Genomic DNA, 17,151 nt, shown 5'->3' on the forward strand with positions numbered 1-17,151 from the left:
CGTGAAAGCCATCACGCGGCGACGATCCGTCCGACAAGGAGCAGTCAGCATGACCACCGACAACGGAACCATCACGCAGATCCCCGGCACCGAGACCGCCGTGCTCGCGGGCGGGTGCTTCTGGGGAATGGAGGACCTCATTCGTCGTCAGCCCGGCGTTCTCGACACCCGCGTGGGCTACACCGGTGGGCAGAACGATCACGCGACCTACCGCAACCATCCCGGACACGCGGAGGCCGTCGAGATCGTCTTCGACCCCACCAAGACGACCTATCGCGACATCCTCGCGTTCTTCTTCCAGATCCATGACCCGTCGACCCTGAACCGCCAGGGCAACGACATCGGCACGAGCTATCGTTCGGCCATCTTCCCGCTCACCGAGCAGCAGGAGCAGGAGGCCCGCAACACCATCGCGGATGTGAACGCCTCGGGCCTGTGGCCGGGCAAGGCCGTGACGACGATCGAGGCGGCGGGTCCGTTCTGGGAGGCGGAGCCTGAGCATCAGGATTACCTCCAGCGGATCCCCAACGGCTACACCTGCCACTTCCCTCGACAGGGTTGGGTGCTGCCGCGTCGCGAGAGCGCCGCGACACAGGCCTGACGCAGGCGGATGCGGCGAGCACACGCCCGCCGCATCCATTGCGCCACTCACCTGCGCATGCGTCAGTTCAGATCGTTCGGGTGGGTGCCGACACGGCCAGATCCGTCACCCGGGTCGAGTGCCGTGATCGCAGCGACCTCGTCGTCGGAGAGTTCGAAGTCGAACAGGTCGAGGTTCTCCGCCATCCGATCCCGGTTGACCGTCTTCGGGAACACGATGTTGCCGACCTGCAGGTGCCAGCGCAGCACGACCTGAGCTGGCGTCTTGCCGTGAGAGGCCGCAGCATCGTGGATCGCGGGGGTGCCGAACAGGTCGTACTTGCCCTGGCCCAGGGGTCCCCATGCTTCGATGTGCACGCCGTTGGCCTTCGCCCAGGCGACCACCTCACGCTGCTGGTATGCGGGGTGCAGCTCGATCTGGTTGACGGCGGGAACCTTGCCCGTCGCCGCCACGAGGCGCTCGAGGTGCTCGACGAGGTGATTGGAGACGCCGATGGAACGGGCGAGTCCGGCCTCGTTGAACGAGACGAGCTGCTCCCAGGCATGCACATAGTTGTCGTTGGCCGGGGCGGGCCAGTGCACGAGGTACAGGTCGACGTGATCGAGTCCGAGCTTGGTCAGGCTCTCCTCGAGGGCGTGCTTCGGCTGCGATCCGGACTGCCGGTCGTTCCAGAGCTTCGTCGTGATGAACAGTTCGTCCCGCGGAATCCCGCTGGCCGCGATCGCGCGCCCGACGCCTTCCTCATTGCCGTAGATCGCTGCGGTGTCGATGTGTCGATATCCGAGTTCGAGGGCCTCGGAGACGAATCTCTCCGTCTGAGCGGGGTCGACTTTGAAGACGCCGTACCCGAGCTGCGGGATGTCGTGACCCGAATTGAGAGAGACCGAGGGGATGCGCCCCGCGTTCGATCGCTTCGCGTCGGCGCGGTGATCTGCGTGATGTTCTGCCATGTGTCCAGCCTACGAAGCGGGCGAGACATGCGGGCCGGGCTTGCGAGATCGAAAGATGTGCAGCAGCAGTCTTTTCGCGCGATGACCGGGCCATCCTGACGTCACTGCGCTCATCGGTGCGCGGGGCACGCGTTGACGTCCGGGAACGTCCGGAGAATGATGGAAGAACCCGAACGCCGGTAGATCTACCGAAGGAAGACTTCTATGCCCGCGCCCCGACCGCTCGTGACCGCGATGGTCGCGTCGGCCGGTGCGCTCGTGCTCTCGTGCCTGAGCGCCTTCGCCCTCACCGGCGTCGACGCCGAGACCTCGCCGCGCGCGGCCAGCACTGATCGTGCACTCCCTCCGATCGCGTTGAATGCTCCCGCATCCCTGAAAGCGGCGATCGGTACGGAGCCGACCCCGATCGCCGAACCCCCCGCCCGCGACGACCCCGCTCCTCCGTCGTCCCGCCGCGATCGGGGCACCCCGCCGGCCGTCGTGCGTGTTCCGCAGCCGGCGCCGACCCCCGCTCCCGCCCCACCGGCGACCCCCGCTCCGACTCCGGAGCCCACCCCGTCGCCGACCGACGATCCCACACCGTCGCCCGAGCCGACGACGACGCCGACGCCGGATCCGCCCGCTGAGGCACCGGAGGAGCCCACGTCCGGCTTTCTCGCTCCCGACGAGTCGACCGACACCGTTCAGGCCGACTGAGGGGCCTTCATCACCTCTCGATGACGGTCGCCTCGACCTGGATGTCCGCGGCGATCGACTCGAGCGCCGCCACGACCTCCGTCGCAGGAGTCTCCGCAGGGACCGCGGCCACGATCTCCGCCTGGAAAAGCCGCCCGCCCGACATCGCCGCATCCTGCGTATGCGTCGTCATGCGGACGACGTTGACGCCACGCGCGCCCAGCGCGCTCGTGACCTCGCGGACGATGCCGACGCGGTCGTTGCCCATCACGCGGACGGCGAGTTCATTCCGCGGGTCGAGGGATCGCCCGGGCGTGACGACCACTATGCTCGCCAATCCCTCCAGGACGCTCAATGCGCCCCGCAGCTCGTCAGCACGCGACGGTGCGACATCGACCTGGATGACGCCGGCGAAGGTGCCCGCCAGCTCCGCGAGCTCGCTGTCCTCCCAGTTGCCGCCGTGCGCACCGATCACTTCGGCGACCGCGGACACGATGCCCGCACGGTCGACCCCGACGACGGTGAGCACAAGGGTTGTCATGGCGCCAGCGTAGCCACCGCGCTCAGTCCTCGAAATCCTCCGGCTCCACCTCGTCCAGAAAGCTGCGGAACTCGGCAATGCGCGACTCCTCGTCCCGCGTCGAAGCTTCATCCGACTGCTCCGAGACGGTATCCGCAATGCCTGCCACAGCGAGGACTTCGTCCGCCACGAAGATGGGAGCATCCGCACGGGACGCCAGTGCGATGGCGTCCGACGGCCGGGCATCCACCACGCGGGCGCCCAGCGGGGTGTCGAGGGTCACCGCGGCGTAGAACGTGCCGTCGTCGACTCGTGTCACTTCGACCCGCTCGACCCGTGCGGACAGCTCGTCCACGATCGAGAGCATCAGATCGTGGGCCAGCGGGCGCGGCGAGGGGGCACCCTGCACGGCGACCAGGATCGCCGTCGCCTCTTGGGCACCGATCCAGACCGGGAGGATCCTGTCCCACGGGCGTGCGACCGGCTTCAGCAGGATCACATGCTCCTGCGCCGGATCCAGAGCAACCCCCAGGACGCGGACGCGAACCATGGCACCTCCCGGTCGTCGACGTGCTGCCATGCTACGCACGGCCGCGGCGGGCGAGGGCCGACGCGAAGAACGAAGATCGATTCATCGGAATGCTTTCCGCCTGCGTACGGTTGTCATCGATATGGAACGCTTCGGAACACTGTCCTTCGGGCATTACGGCCCTCTCGGCGGCGGCCGCATCCTCACGGCGCGCGACTCGATGCTCCAGGCGATCGACCTCGCCGTGGGAATGGACGAGCTCGGCGTCGACGGCATCTACTTCCGGGTCCACCATTTCGCGCGCCAGCAGGGCTCACCCATGCCGCTTCTCGCTGCGATCGCCGCGCGCACCTCCCGCATCGAGATGGGGACCGGCGTGATCGACATGCGCTATGAGAACCCGCTGTACTTGGCAGAGGAAGCGGCGGCGGTCGACCTGATCAGCGACGGCAGGCTGGCGCTCGGCGTGAGCCGCGGGTCACCCGAGTCCGTCGTGCGGGGTTACGAAACCTTCGGCTACACGGGTTCCGAAGACCCCCGGGGTGCCGACATCGCACGTCGGCATTTCGATCTGTTCCTACGTGCGATCGACGGCGAGCCGCTCGCCGAGCGCGACGCGAACAGCCCCTTCGGCGGCGGAACCGGGATGCAGGCGATCGAACCGCAATCCCCCGGGCTCCGCTCGCGGGTGTGGTGGGGAGCAGGCAACCGCGACACCGCTGAATGGGCGGGACGCGTCGGGGTGAACCTCATGTCCTCGACGCTGCTCACCGAGGCAGACGGTACGCCCTTCGATCTTCTGCAGGCGCAGCAGATCGACGCGTTCCGCGCGGCGTGGCGCGAAGCCGGTCACGCGGGCACGCCCCGCGTTTCGGTCAGTCGCAGCATCTTCCCGATCACGACTGCGGAGGACGCCATGTACTTCGGCGGTTCGCAGGGCGGCGATCAGATCGGCATCATCGACGGTATTCGCTCCACGTTCGGCAAGACGTACGCCGCCGAACCCGACGTGCTGGTCGAGCAGTTGCTGCAGGATGCGGCCATCCAGTCCGCCGACACGCTCATGCTCACCATCCCCAGCCAGTTGGGCGTAGAGTTCAACCTGCGCGTCGTGGAGTCGTTCGCGAAGTACGTCGCCCCGGCCCTCGGCTGGAAGGCCCCGGTCTCGGCCTGAGAGCGCCCGCTCCGCCCGTCTCCATCGTCGCCGAGCGGGAGGCCCGGTGCCCTCCCCTCCGTCAGCCGGCGGCGGGCAGGACCGAGTCCAGGACGACGTCCTCGCCCTGCTGACTGATCGCGATGCCCGCACCTCTCGTCCCCAGCCCCGTCGGACGATGCGAGCCTGCGGCGAGGGCGCCCCGCGACGAGACGCGAACACGCACCCGACCGTCGGCCATCACCGCGATCGCGACAGCTGCCACACGCGCTGCCGAGTGCTTGACAGCGTTGACCAGGGCCTCATTGACCGCTTCGACCGCACGCGCGGCCGTCCCGGGATCGGTCAGGGCGAGACGCGCGTCCGCGTCGAGCTGGAGCGTCGTCGCGACGACACCGCTCCAGGCGGACAGGAGAGCCTCGACAGATCCGGCGAAGCCCGGCGCGGGGGTGCCGTCCGCGTCCGGAGACGCTTCGAGCATGGCATCGAAGGCCTCGTCCGTGTGGTCGCGGAACACCGCGAGATCCTCCGGCGTCGGCGGTTCGTCGTCCGCCTGCGCGGCGAGGATCACGCACCTGCCCTGCACCGGACCGTGGAGCAGCCCCGACGCGCGAATGAGCTGCTCACTCGCCTGCGCCCTCCGCGCCGCCACGCGTTGCGCCACGCGAGCCAGCACACGCGCGGCACGGTGCTCGGCGGAGCGCACCCTCCGTACCGCGTCCACGCACAGTGACAGCGCCACTGCCGCGGCGGGGATCGCCACGACACCGACCACGCTCAGCATCCTCAGATCCGGCAGCAGGGCGAAGGTCAAAGCTGCCACGCCGACTCCGGCCAGCAGCCACACCCCGATGAATGCGACCGGCCGCACGGAGCCGGGCGTCGACCCGCGGAGGCGAGGGAGACGGGTCACTGCTCCCGCGGCGATGTCGAGCAGGCACACGCCGAGGTAGCCGAGCCCGACGAGCGCGGGCGGCCCGGCCGTGAAAGCGAAGGGCAGAGAGGCGATGTTGTAGACGAGTGCGACGACGAGCAGGGGCGTCGGAATCAGCACGACCGGTGTCCGACCCCCGGCGGCAGCCTCCCTCCTGCCCGTGGGTCGGTCCGCGGGAAGATCCTCGTCGTCCGCCAGTTCCACCAAGAGGTGGCTGCTCTCGCGCACCTTCGCGGCGTACGCCCGCACGGTGTCGAAGTCCACGTCACCGCTCAGCATCGCGTCGCGACCGGTGCGCAGGTCGATCACGGTCTGCGCCAGCAACTCGCGAGTCTGCGTCACACGCTCCTGGGCGCGGTCCAGGCGGGCTCGCATGAGCTCCAGAGCATCAGCCAGTCGCTGAGCGACGAGGCGGCGTCGCGCGAACTGCGTCGTCGCGACGCCGACGACGCCGAACACCACGAGAGTCGTGACGAGGTTGGTGAGCGTTCGCGGACCCCACGAACCCGTCGTGGGCGTGTCCCACAACAGCAGACTCACGGCGTTGTTGACGGGGGCGCGCACGACAGCAGCAACAACGAGCGCCCCCAGCACCACGATCGCGCGCGCCTGAGATGCCTTCAGCCGCCGTTCGGCCACGGCCGCAGGCAGGACGATGATCGAGAGAACGATCCAGCCGAGCGCACCGACCAGCACCGCGGCCGCGTAGCCCTCAAGCGTCGCATCACCGACCGTCGGCACGCTCACCGTGCTGGCGACGACGAACGACAGCAGCGCGCTCCAACGCGTCAGGAAGGCGCCGCCGGAGACCGCATCCGCGCAGGTCCGGGCGGCGCGTCGGAAACTGCCGCGCACCCGACGCACCATGCTGTACTCCCTCTGGCGCACGCGCCTCGCCAGAATCATGGTGCCCCGCATCCGCTCCACCGGCAAGCACGCGCCCGCATCCCTTCGCCGCGCCGGATGTTGACACCCGCTCCGATCGGCCGGATCCTCGAGTGTGACTCGCGTGCGCCTCGACCTCAACATCTCGCTGGACGGCTTCGCCACCACGACCGACCAGACGCCGGAGAACCCGTTCGGCGACGACTGGGGGCGACTCACCGCCGCATACGTCGCCACCCGCACGTTCCGCCGCCGCGTGCTCCACGACGAGAGCGGATCGGGGACGGCGGGCGTCGACGACGCGTACGCCGCGCGCTACTTCGAGGGTGTGGGCGCCGAGATCATGGGTGCCGGGATGTTCGGCCTTCATCTGCACGGCGACGACCCGGAGTGGCGCGGCTGTTGGGAGGACGAGCCTCCGTTCGAGGTCCCCGTCTTCGTTCTCACGCACCGCGAGCGCCCACCGATCGAGATGGCGAACGGCACCGTGTTCCACTTCGTCCAGGGGCCGCCGGCGACGGTCCTCGCTCGGGCCATCGACGCGGCGGGCGGCGCGGACGTGCGGATCGGCGGCGGCGCGAGCACGGCGCGGGCGTTCCTCGGCGAGGGACTCGTCGACGAGCTGCACGTGGGCATCTCGCCCATCATCCTCGGTGGCGGCATCCGGCTCTGGGACGATCTGCGCGGGTGGGAGGCGGACTACGAGGCGACCAGCGAGGCCGCACCGAACGGAGTGATGCACCTGACCTTCCGGCGTCGCTCGCGTACCTGACCCAGGCGGGAGCCGTCACCTCACACCGCCCGGGCGAAGCCTCCGCCTTCGGCATCGATGTCTTCGACCAGGTGTGCGAGTTCCGTCGGGATCCGGCGGCCGTGGGCGCGCATCGACTGGGCCCACAAGCGTCCGGCACGGTACGACGAACGAACCAGAGGGCCGGCGAGCACACCGAGGAAGCCCATCTGCTCCGCTTCCTGTCGGATCGCGACGAACTCGTCCGGTTTCACCCACCGCGCGACCGGAAGGTGGCGCGGTGTCGGTCGGAGATACTGCGTGATCGTGACGATATCCGTGCCCGCCTCGCGCAGATCGCGCAGCGCTTGACGCACCTCGTCGGGCTCCTCTCCCATGCCGAGGATCAGATTCGACTTCGTGATCAGGCCCGCCGCCCGTGCTCTCGCGAGGACCCCGAGGGATCGTTCGTAGCGGAAAGCCGGACGGATGCGGGTGAACAGTCTCGGCACGGTCTCCACGTTGTGCGCGAAGACCTCGGGACGCGATGAGAAGACCTCGTCCAGCAGATCCGGATCTCCCGAGAAGTCGGTGGCGAGGATCTCGACCCCGGTTTCCGGGTTCTCGGCGTGAATGCGGCGGACGGTCTCCGCGTGAAGCCATGCGCCCTCATCCGGCAGGTCGTCGCGGGCAACGCCCGTGACCGTCGCGTATCGCAGCCGCATCCGTCGCACACTCTCGGCGACTCGGCGCGGTTCGTCGGTGTCGTACTCGGCGGGCTTGCCGGTGTCGATCTGGCAGAAATCGCAGCGCCTGGTGCACTGGGCGCCCCCGATGAGGAACGTCGCCTCGCGATCCTCCCAGCACTCGTAGATGTTGGGGCACCCGGCCTCCTGGCAGACGGTGTGGAGGTCTTCCGTGCGCACCAGTTCGCGCAGTGCCGTGTACTCAGGCCCCGTCCGCGCCTTCGTCTTGATCCAATCCGGCTTGCGCTCGATGGGCGTCTGGGCGTTGCGCACCTCCAGCCGGAGCAGGCGCCGCCCGTCCGGTGCGCTCACGCCGTCACCTCCGCATACTCGAGCCGGAATACATGGGAGACCGTGTCCGCGAACTCCTGCGGCGAGATCGGCCGACCGGCGGCGTCGCTGAGAGTCGTGACACCGGCATCCGTGATCCCGCAGGGCACGATGCGGCGAAACGGTGCGAGAGAGTTGTCGCAGTTGACGGAGAAGCCGTGCATCGTGACGCCCCGCTCGACACGCACACCGATCGCCGCGAGCTTGTCCACACCTGCTTCGCCCTCCACCCAGACGCCGCTGCGCCCCGGCACCTGGTGTGCAGCGACGCCGTACTCGGCGACAGCCGCGATCAGCACACGCTCGAGCCGGCGCACGTGCGCCACCACGTCCATCGGATCGGGAAGACGCACGATCGGGTAGCCCACGAGCTGGCCCGGCCCATGCCAGGTGATGCGGCCGCCGCGATCGACATCGAGGACCGGGGTGCCGTCGACCGGTCGCTCGGCGGGCTCCGTACGCGTACCTGCGGTGTACACGGCCCGATGCTCGAGCAGCAGCAGGGTGTCACGTCGTACGCCCGTCACGACCTCCTCGTGCAGGCGCCTCTGCATCGCCCACGCGCGCTCGTAGGGAACGAGGGCGGGCGCGAAACCCACCGTCACGATGTCGAGCATTCTTGACTCCCTTGTTGGCCTCAGTCCAACAATACCGATCAGGCAAGGGGACGCCGCCTCTCAGGACGACATCCCCGTGCCTACGGCCCGGTGAGCTCGTACGCGACCCGCGGAGCGCGAGCCACTACGACGACGTCGTCGAACGTCCTGTCTTGCGGCGACGCCACACCAGAAGCCCGCCGAACGCGAGAAGCCCCGCGGCGCCGATGAGCATCGCCACGACTCCGGCGGCGTCCCGACCCGTCGCCGGGAGTGTGCCGTCCGATGCCGTCACCGTGAGGGGCATCCATCCGATGACAGATCCGTCAGCGCTGGCGACAGCCACGCGATGCGCTCCCAGGCTCGCCGTGGCGGGAACCGTGACGGCGACGGTCTGCGCAGCGCCCGCCGTCGCCTTCCCGAGGTAGATCGGCGTCGAGAACAGCCACACGTGAACCTCGGTCCCCGGCTGGACGTCCCCGAGCGTCAGCGTCAGCACCTCGCCCCGTCGTACCGTGGCGGGTCCCTTCACCGCGCCCTGCCGCTGGTCGGTCAGTTCGTCCGCAGCAGGCGCGACGACACCCGCAGGCGGCCCCGACACGGCGGGGAGGGTGACCGTCCGCACGGCCTCGACGTTGCCGACGACGTCCACCGCGCGATAACCGACGACGCTCTCTTCGTCGCCGACGATCACCGCACCGTCCACACGCGACCACGGCCCCGTCTCACCGATCCGGTACTCGATCCGATCGATTCCGGCATGCGCGTCGACCGCGGTCAGGCGCACCGTCCGCGCCATGGCGTCCACGGTCGCCGTGGTCACGGGAGCGTCGACATCGATGGAGAAGGATGCGGCGCCGCCCGACTCCGCGACAGGCTCCCCTCCCACGCTGGCGCGGTAGTCGACGGTGTGACTTCCGGAGTCGGCGACCACGATCTCGTCCTGGTACTCCGACCAGACGCCGCCGTCGATCCGGTACTGGATGTCGGCCTTCGCCCGCTCGTTCAGTGCCAGGGCGACCGATACTGCGGCGGGGTACCAGCCCGAGATCTGAGCGGCGGCCGAACTCACCTCGGCCGAGACGACGGGGGCCACCGCCGGCGACGCCTCGAGGGCCGCGACCGCGCGATTCAAAGCCTGCGCCGGCGCATCCACCTCATTCTGCGTCGCCGGGGCCACGACCGACTTCGCCCACGCGAGCGCTGCCTCCACGCTCACCCATGACGCATCCGTGTAGTCGCGTCGATCCAAGCCGGCCGCCTCGCGCACGAGCCAGTCGAGGTCACTCGTGTCCACGGCTGCCCCGTCTGCGCTCAGCACGTCGGAGAGATAGAAGTAGTCGAAGTCCGCATGCCCGCCGGTCGTCTGCTTGGCGTAACTGAACAGACCGAATCGCTGCCCCTTGAAGTGCTTCGACTCCCACGAGGCGCGCTTGGGCTGCGCTTCCCCCAACGCGTGCCAGGTCGCGCCGTCCCAGCTGTAGAGGAACCGGACGGTGTTGCGGTCCGCACCCGTCTTGCGCATGTTCAGGTCGGCCTTCAACAGCACCGATGTGGTTCCGTCCGGCACGGCCACGCTGGCCACGAAATCCTCCGCTGTCGCGATCGACTCCTGGTCGGTGTAGTCGCGCACGGGACGGTTGACGATGCCGAGCGTGAACTCCCCGTCCTGTCTGGTCACGCCGATGTAGCTCACCTGCCGGTTGTAGACGGCGAGACCCGCGACGTCGCCGTCGTTGAGGGCCGTGAAGTCGAGGCGGGTCTGCGCGGACGATGCCGGGGCGAACGTGCGCTGCGAGAGAGTGTTGCGCGCTTCCTCGAAGTACGTCAGTTGATACTGCTTGTTCGCCTTTCCGGTCACGATGCGTCCGTTCGTCAGGCGCAGCCAGCCGGCCCGATCGGTCAGCGACCAATACCTGTTGTCCGCGTTGTGCCCCCATTGCCACGGCAGTGCCAGATGGGAGCCGTTGTCGGCGCCCTCCTCGGGCGTGTAGTAGTCGGGGACCGCCCGTGCTCCGACCATCGACACGTCGTCGACGAAGAAGACGTCGGGGACGGTGGCCGAGTCGACGGTCACGATCGAGACCTTCGCGTTGGCGACGTCCAGCTCCGCGGGGATGGTGAAGTCACCGGCGACCTGCACGAAGGTGGTCGCTGCCGAGGCCGAGCCCTTCGGCACGTCCGCCTGCGCCATGACGTAGGAGTGACCGCTCGTGTCGCTGAGCGTGATCGCGAACCGCGCCGGATCCGAACCGGCGTCGCGATAGTGCACCCACGCCGACACGGAGTAGTTCGATCGTCGCTGAAGAGTCGTGACCGCTTGCGAAGCGCCGGCAGCATCGGTCGTGCGGCCGTTCACCTTCAGCGACATCGAACCCTGGTGGCGCGTGGAGTAGCCGAGCCCGAGGGTCGTTCCCCCCAACGACTGCCACGCCGTCGTGCCGCTCTCGATCGTGCCGTTGGCGATGTGCTCACCGTGCGATTCGGGCACCACGACCTCGGGTGCGCTCCCGTTGGGGTTGTGGAAGTCGCGGGGGTCCGCGTCGTTGTCGAACCGGTCCGACGTCACGACGCTCGCCGACTCGGCCCTGCGCCGGTCTGCCGCACTCAGGGTGACCGGCATCGGCTGCGCGCCGGGCAGCGGGACCTGGGAACTTCCGTAGACGCCGGTTCCGAAGACGGGCCACGCGTCCTTGTCGGCCGCATCCCATGTCACGGGGACGAGCACGGGGATGCGGCCGGTCGGGTAGTCGTCGCCGAACAGCAATGCCCACTGGGGCGTGGCTGAGTCGCCCGTGCCGATGAACCCGCCCTGCGCGACGAGATTGGAGCCGACGGCGACACGCACTTCGTACGGGTCGGATGCGGCGGCACCCAGCAGGCTCTTGGAACGCAGCACGATGGCTTGGCGTCCGTACTTGCCCCAGGCGATGCCGAGGACGTAGTAGTACCCGTTGATGTACTCGACCTGGTTGCCCTCCCAGCCGCTGCCCATGGCCTCGGAGGTGGTCAGACCCGTGTTGTTGATCGCGGTGGCCGTGGTCGCCGCGACGCGGTCGCTGATGACGCTGCGCAGATCGGGACTCATCTGCGCGATCTGCATCGAGGAGCTGCCGTAGACGATGTAGGGGGTGTCGCCGTCGAAGAAGATGTTGGGATCGTGGAAGCTGCGGTTGTAGCTGTACTTCTCCCACTGCCCCTTCTCGATGTCGGTGGTCGTGTAGAGGTAGGCGTGACCGTTGTTGTTGCTGTTCATGAGCGCATAGAACGTGCCGTCGTGATAGCGCAGGGTGCTCGCCCACTGGCCCTGGCCGTACGCGCTGTAGCCGTTGCGCAACGCGTTGGTGTCGGTGACCTCCATGACGTCGTACACATAGTTGACGATCTCCCAGTTCACGAGATCGTACGAGCGCAGGATGGGGGCGCCGGGCGTGAGCTCCATGGTCGTGGAGATCATGTAGTAGCTGTCCCTGCTGGCACCCGCGGTCCCGGCAGGGACGCGGATCGTGGCGACATCGGGCACATCGGATCCGATGATGGCGTTCGTGAACGTCGCCTCGGAGGTCTGCGTCGACGTGAAGCTCTTCCCCTGGCCCGACCATGGGTCGTCATCTGCCGCGCGCGCCGCCGCCGTGCTCACGACCGCGCCGGACACGGTGGTCGCGACAGCGGCGGTCAATGCTGCCGCTCGGGTCAGGAGGCGCCCTGCGCGTTTCCCCGGGTTCATGATCGTCACTGAATGTCTCCCCTTCCGCGCATCATCGCGCCGCATCGTGTCGCCTTCGGGGCGCCACGCACTGCCGCCGCACCCGGGCCTCACCACTGCAGGCCGCGGGTTCGGACGATCTATGTCCGGTGGCGACGACTGCATGTTAGCGAGAACATTCGGCGCTGGGCAACACCTTCTCTGACATATGTCGACCAAGCAGAACCACTGATCCGACGAAGGCGTCGTCGCGTCGAGTCGACTCTAAGCTGGTCGAATGCTGGAGATCCGCGCCGTTCGCACCGAAGACCACGCCGTCTGGCTGCAGCTCTGGCGGGGATACCTGAGCTTCTATGAGACGGAACTCTCCGACGACGTCACGCAGCACGCCTTCGACCGCATCGTCGATCCCGCATCCGGACTCGACGGCGCGATCGCCTGGCAGGACGGGCACGCGGTCGGACTCGTGCACTGGCTGACCCACCAGGCGACCTGGTCCAGGAGTGACTACTGCTACCTCGAGGACCTGTTCGTCTCGCCTGGCGCGCGCGGGTCCGGCGCGGGCCGATCACTCATCGGCCACGTCCGGGATCGAGCGAAGGATGCGGGCTGCGCAAAGGTCTACTGGCTGACGGCGGAGACCAACACCCGCGCTCGGGCACTGTACGACCAGGTCGCGACGCGCAGCGGGTTCATCCACTACCAGCTGTCGCTCTGACGCGGCGAGACCTTCGCTCAGCGCAAGAACTGCGTCGGGTCGAACTCGTCGATCGGGATCACACGGATGCGGGGCAGGGGCGCATCGAACGCCTGCGCGTCGTACTCGATGTCGAAGAAGGTGACTCCGCCGATCGCCGCGTAACCGGTGTTGCGGAACTCGTTGAACGCGAGCACTCCGACGCGCCGCGCGCCGTCGGCGAGTGGTGCGAGATCCTCCACGAAGTCGCCGTCGTGGCTGACGAGAACCACGTCGTCGTCGCGCTCGCGAAGCGCTCGCAGGGTGCGCTGGATGGCGATGTCGACGACCTTTGCGTCCGCGGGGCCCGACAGCGGGACCGGCTCGAAGCCGAGCGCCGTCAGCGCCTGAACGAAGGTCATCGGAAGGTTCGTCGAGGCATTCAGAAAGAAGAGGCCGCGAGCGCGCCCTCCCCAGGTGCGCTCGACGAAGTCCAGCAGGCGGTCCCAGCGCGGACGCTCATCCGGTTGCGGACGACGGCCGAGGATCGAGCCGCCCAGGGTGGCGTCGATGTTCTCGCCGTCGACGAGAAGCCAGGTCGTCGCCTCTGCCTGCGCCATCTTCTCGTCTCCCGTCGCCACCGACTCGCTCACTCCCCCGCCCGCCGGGCGCACAACGCGCCGACTCACGGACGCAGCAGGACCTTCGTCGCCCGACGCTCGTCCATGGCGGCGTAGGCGTCGGCGGCCTCACGCAGCGGCAGTTCGAGATCGAAGACGAGCCCGGGCCGGATCGCTCCCGAGCGCACGTCGGGCAGCAGCTCCTCGATGTAGCCGCGCACCGGCGCCACACCGCCGTTGACACCCACATTCGAGCCGAACATGGTGCGCACGGGCAGTTCAGGGCCGCCGTTGGGCACACCGACGTACCCGACCATCCCACCCGGTCGCGTCGAGCGCAGCGCCTGGTCCATGGACTCCTTCGTGCCGACGCACTCGAGGACGCGGTCCGCGCCGATGCCGCCCGTGAGCTCGCGCACCGTCGCGATGCCCTCCTCGCCCCGCTCGGCGACGATGTGCGTCGCGCCGAACTCCCGCGCCAGTGCCTGTCGTTCGGGGTGACGCGACATCGCGATGATCGTGGTGGCACCCAGTCGCTTCGCGGCGATGACGGCGCACAGGCCGACCGCCCCGTCGCCGACGACGGCCACACTGTCACCGGGGCGCACCCCCGCGGACACCGCGGCGTGGTGCCCCGTGCCCATGACGTCGCTGAGCGTCAGCAGGCCGGGGATCTCCTCGGGCTCGACAGGGCCGGGGACCACGGCGAGGGTGCCGTCGGCGAGAGGCACGCGCACGAACTCGCCCTGACCGCCGTCGGCGAAGCCGTCCTCGCGCACGTCGCTGCCCCACCATCCGCCGTTGAGGCACGAGGTGCTCACGCCGTTACGGCAGTTCACGCACGTGCCGTCGCACACGTAGAACGGCGCGATGACGAAGTCGCCGGCACGAACGTTCTCGACGTCGCCGCCGACCTCCTCCACGACTCCGACGAACTCGTGGCCGATGCGGTGAGGACGCTCCGTCGGCGTCACCCCGCGGTAGGGCCACAGATCCGAGCCGCACACGCACGCGGCGACGACGCGGACGATCGCGTCGCGCCCGGTCGAGGCTGCGGGCGCGGGACCTCTTCGACGCGGATGTCACGGGCGGCGTGGATGACGGTTGCGAGCATGATCCGAGCCTACGTGAGCCGGGGGCCGCGCGGCTCCCCGAGCGGATGCGGCGTCTTCCCCTCGGCGAGCATCGCGACGAGCCGGGCGATGCGCCCCGCTCGCGCCGACGGCGTGGCCGTCGCGACCCGGTGCAGCACTGCGTACCGGTTGGTCGCGTCGAGACGCTCGAAGAGCGCCGCCGCCGCGGGCTCCGCCGCGAGGGCGTCGCGGAGGTCGTCGGGCACCTCGATCGTGGCCGAACCGGCGTAGGCACGGTCCCATCGTCCATCCGCTTTCGCGCGGTCGATCTCGGCCTGCCCGCGCGGGCGCATCCGCCCCTGTTCGATCAGACCAGCGACCAGCGTCAGATTGCGCTGGGACCACAACGAGGCGCGGCGTCTCGGCGTGTAGCGCTGCAGGAACGTCGCCTCGTCGCGCCCTCGCTTCTGACCATCGATCCAACCGCTGCACAGCGCCTCCTCGAGTGCGCCGTCGTAGCTGAGAACCGTCGGCGCGGTCGTGCCCTTCTTGGCGAGCACGAGCCAGACTCCCTCGTCGTCGTGCTCATGTTCGTCGAGCCACGCGCGCCAGGCGGCGGCGTCGGCGACGATCAGCGGGTTGTCGGTCGTGTGCACACCCCCATCCTCTCGCGCGTCGGCGCAGTGCGGGAGAGGTGCTCAGCGCGCACGGTCGCCCGCGCTGCGCGGCGGGTCGACGCTCACATCCAGGGGGTCGAGCCCGCGCAGGGAGGTCCACACGAGCTCTTCGCCCTTGGCCGCGTGTTGGGATGCCCGGACTGCGCGCTCATCAGCCCAGCTGTTGAGGCGATGACCGCGATGCCCGCGCACGTGTTCCAGGACGACGTCGGGAAGGCCCGCCGCCCGCCGGGCGTCGCGGACCTCGATGAGCTGTTCGAGGATGTCCCGGTTGGCGGTGGGCTTCTTGGCAGAAGTCACCCAGCCGCGACGCGCGTGGCCGTCCATCCACTTCGTGTAGGTGTCGATCGCGTACATGGAGTCCGCTTGCACGATGAGCTCGGGCACCTGGAAGTGGTCTCGGATGGCGTAGAGCAGGCCCAGCAGTTCGCCGATGTTGTTCGTGCCGCTCGGCAGAGAGCCTGCGGCCCACTGGCCGTCCTCGCCGACCCATGCCCACCCCGCGGGGCCCGGGTTGCCCTTGCAGGCACCGTCGGTCGCGACGGTGTAACGAGAGGGCACGGCGTCAGTGGAGGACATCCCTCCATCTTCTCAGGCGATCGGTTCAGCCCGCCACGAGCTCCGGATGGTGACCGCACGCCGTGCTGCCCTCGCACGCCTCGCATCGCACCACGCGATCAGGGCATCCGGCGACGGCGCAGTCGATCATCCGCGACGTCGCCGCGCCGCATCCGGTGCAGCGCCCGATGTGCTCGGCATCGGAGCCGAACGTCATCGCCTGCCGTCCGTCGAAGACGTAGAGCGAACCCTCCCAGAGTCCCGTGTTGCCGAACGTCTCGCCGTACCGCACGATCCCGCCGTCGAGTTGATAGACCTCCTGGAAGCCGCGCGCCGTCATCAGACTCGAGAGCACCTCGCACCGGATGCCGCCGGTGCAGTACGTCACGATCGGCTTCTGCTTCAGGTGGTCGTACCGGCCGGAGTCGAGCTCCGCGATGAACTCCCTCGTCGTCGAGACGTCCGGGACGACCGCCCCGCGGAAACGGCCGATCTCCGCCTCGAACCCGTTGCGGCCGTCGAAGAACACCACCTCCTCGCCGCGTTCCTCGACGAGCTTGTGCACGGCGCCGGGGGTCAGGTGCGTGCCGGTGCCCACCACGCCGTCCGTGTCGACGCGCAGTTCGTCGGGCGCGCCGAAGGTGACGATCTCGTCGCGCACCTTCACGGAGAGTTTCGGGAAGTCGAGGCTCCGGCCCTCGTCGTCGAGTCCGCTCCCCTCCGACCACTTCAGATCGAGACCCCGGAAGGGCCCGTACTGCCGCGTCTTGCGCGCGTAGGTCTTCACCGCGCCGAGCTCACCGCCGACCGTGCCGTTGATGCCGTGCTTCGAGATCAGGATGCGGCCGCGCAGACCGAGCAGTTCGCAGAGGTCGCGCTGCCAGAGGCGAACGGCCTCGGGGTCGGCGATGGGGGTGAACCGGTAGTACAGCAGGATCTTCGAGATGGCCACCGAGACAGCGTAGGCGCTCAGCCCGCCACGAGAGCCCACACCGCGGCGCCCGCCGACAGGACCGCGAGCAGGAGGGCGGTGCCGATGAGCACCGCGTGCACGACGAGGAACCGTGTGGGGCGCCCGTCGGCGTCGCGGGCTCGCGCGTCCTTTGCAATACGTCCGTAGAAACGCGGCCAGACCACGACGTTGTAGACCGCGTTGACGAGCAGGAGGACGGCGAGCAGGACGATCATGCCC

General features: G+C 68.9%; 17 protein-coding genes and 1 pseudogene. 5 read left to right on the forward strand and 13 right to left on the reverse strand.

Annotated features, from left to right (window positions below):
- Positions 1–49 precede the first annotated feature (49 nt).
- Entirely contained in the window at positions 50–601 is a 552-nt protein-coding gene (msrA, locus tag AC1VNH_RS02825; RefSeq protein WP_243227760.1) for a peptide-methionine (S)-S-oxide reductase MsrA, read from the forward strand.
- A 62-nt stretch (positions 602–663) separates the two neighbouring features.
- On the opposite strand, the gene AC1VNH_RS02830 is transcribed toward msrA, so the two are convergent.
- Positions 664–1,551, reverse strand: coding sequence for an aldo/keto reductase (locus AC1VNH_RS02830; protein ID WP_483109769.1), 888 nt, complete (start codon positions 1,549–1,551; stop codon positions 664–666).
- A gap of 204 nt (positions 1,552–1,755) precedes the next feature.
- Between AC1VNH_RS02830 and AC1VNH_RS02835 the strand changes: the two genes are divergently transcribed.
- Positions 1,756–2,247 carry a hypothetical protein gene (locus tag AC1VNH_RS02835; RefSeq protein WP_483109770.1) on the forward strand — a complete coding sequence of 164 codons (492 nt, stop codon included), beginning with the start codon at positions 1,756–1,758 and terminating at the stop codon, positions 2,245–2,247.
- 10 nt (positions 2,248–2,257) lie between these two features.
- Here the strand turns inward: AC1VNH_RS02835 and AC1VNH_RS02840 are convergent, their stop codons facing one another.
- Complete coding sequence (locus AC1VNH_RS02840) at positions 2,258–2,767, reverse strand: glycine cleavage system transcriptional repressor (protein ID WP_483109771.1); 510 nt, start codon at positions 2,765–2,767, stop codon at positions 2,258–2,260.
- A 22-nt stretch (positions 2,768–2,789) separates the two neighbouring features.
- A complete protein-coding gene (locus AC1VNH_RS02845) occupies positions 2,790–3,296 on the reverse strand; it encodes a bifunctional nuclease family protein (protein WP_483109772.1) in 507 nt (168 codons plus the stop codon).
- 121 nt (positions 3,297–3,417) lie between these two features.
- Here AC1VNH_RS02845 and AC1VNH_RS02850 point away from each other — a divergent pair, with 121 nt between their 5' ends.
- Complete coding sequence (locus AC1VNH_RS02850) at positions 3,418–4,449, forward strand: LLM class flavin-dependent oxidoreductase (RefSeq protein ID WP_483109773.1); 1,032 nt, start codon at positions 3,418–3,420, stop codon at positions 4,447–4,449.
- A 61-nt stretch (positions 4,450–4,510) separates the two neighbouring features.
- Here the strand turns inward: AC1VNH_RS02850 and AC1VNH_RS02855 are convergent, their stop codons facing one another.
- Positions 4,511–6,229 (reverse strand): hypothetical protein, encoded by a 1,719-nt coding sequence (locus tag AC1VNH_RS02855; protein WP_483109774.1) that lies wholly within the window; start codon positions 6,227–6,229, stop codon positions 4,511–4,513.
- Between the two features lie 133 nt (positions 6,230–6,362).
- Between AC1VNH_RS02855 and AC1VNH_RS02860 the strand changes: the two genes are divergently transcribed.
- A complete protein-coding gene (locus AC1VNH_RS02860) occupies positions 6,363–7,019 on the forward strand; it encodes a dihydrofolate reductase family protein (RefSeq protein ID WP_483109775.1) in 657 nt (218 codons plus the stop codon).
- 20 nt (positions 7,020–7,039) lie between these two features.
- Here AC1VNH_RS02860 and lipA read toward each other — a convergent pair whose 3' ends face one another.
- The 3 genes from lipA to AC1VNH_RS02875 all read right to left on the reverse strand — a co-directional run bounded on the left by lipA (position 7,040) and on the right by AC1VNH_RS02875 (position 12,376).
- A complete protein-coding gene (gene lipA, locus AC1VNH_RS02865; protein ID WP_483109776.1) occupies positions 7,040–8,035 on the reverse strand; it encodes a lipoyl synthase in 996 nt (331 codons plus the stop codon).
- Positions 8,032–8,670, reverse strand: a complete 639-nt coding sequence (gene lipB / locus AC1VNH_RS02870; RefSeq protein WP_483109777.1) for a lipoyl(octanoyl) transferase LipB — start codon at positions 8,668–8,670, stop codon at positions 8,032–8,034. The genes lipA and lipB overlap by 4 nt, the downstream gene beginning before the upstream one ends.
- A 124-nt stretch (positions 8,671–8,794) precedes the next feature.
- Entirely contained in the window at positions 8,795–12,376 is a 3,582-nt protein-coding gene (locus tag AC1VNH_RS02875; protein WP_483112679.1) for a beta-xylosidase family glycoside hydrolase, read from the reverse strand.
- Positions 12,377–12,632: 256 nt separating this feature from the next.
- Here AC1VNH_RS02875 and AC1VNH_RS02880 point away from each other — a divergent pair, with 256 nt between their 5' ends.
- Positions 12,633–13,073 (forward strand): GNAT family N-acetyltransferase, encoded by a 441-nt coding sequence (locus AC1VNH_RS02880; protein WP_483109778.1) that lies wholly within the window; start codon positions 12,633–12,635, stop codon positions 13,071–13,073.
- 17 nt (positions 13,074–13,090) lie between these two features.
- On the opposite strand, the gene AC1VNH_RS02885 is transcribed toward AC1VNH_RS02880, so the two are convergent.
- The 6 genes and pseudogenes from AC1VNH_RS02885 to AC1VNH_RS02910 all read right to left on the reverse strand — a co-directional run bounded on the left by AC1VNH_RS02885 (position 13,091) and on the right by AC1VNH_RS02910 (position 17,147).
- Positions 13,091–13,651 (reverse strand): NYN domain-containing protein, encoded by a 561-nt coding sequence (locus AC1VNH_RS02885; RefSeq protein WP_483112680.1) that lies wholly within the window; start codon positions 13,649–13,651, stop codon positions 13,091–13,093.
- Between the two features lie 65 nt (positions 13,652–13,716).
- Positions 13,717–14,765, reverse strand: a pseudogene (locus AC1VNH_RS02890) (zinc-dependent alcohol dehydrogenase family protein).
- 9 nt (positions 14,766–14,774) lie between these two features.
- Positions 14,775–15,380, reverse strand: coding sequence for a YdeI/OmpD-associated family protein (locus AC1VNH_RS02895; RefSeq protein WP_483109779.1), 606 nt, complete (start codon positions 15,378–15,380; stop codon positions 14,775–14,777).
- A gap of 42 nt (positions 15,381–15,422) precedes the next feature.
- Positions 15,423–15,980 (reverse strand): ribonuclease H family protein, encoded by a 558-nt coding sequence (locus tag AC1VNH_RS02900; protein ID WP_483109780.1) that lies wholly within the window; start codon positions 15,978–15,980, stop codon positions 15,423–15,425.
- A gap of 25 nt (positions 15,981–16,005) precedes the next feature.
- Entirely contained in the window at positions 16,006–16,911 is a 906-nt protein-coding gene (gene trhO, locus AC1VNH_RS02905; protein ID WP_483109781.1) for an oxygen-dependent tRNA uridine(34) hydroxylase TrhO, read from the reverse strand.
- A gap of 17 nt (positions 16,912–16,928) precedes the next feature.
- The gene (locus AC1VNH_RS02910) at positions 16,929–17,147 is read right to left on the reverse strand and encodes an SCO4848 family membrane protein (RefSeq protein WP_483109782.1); all 219 of its coding nucleotides are present in this window, start codon (positions 17,145–17,147) and stop codon (positions 16,929–16,931) included.
- Positions 17,148–17,151: the final 4 nt, after the last annotated feature.

The organism is Microbacterium sp. KU4F, assembly GCF_056868075.1.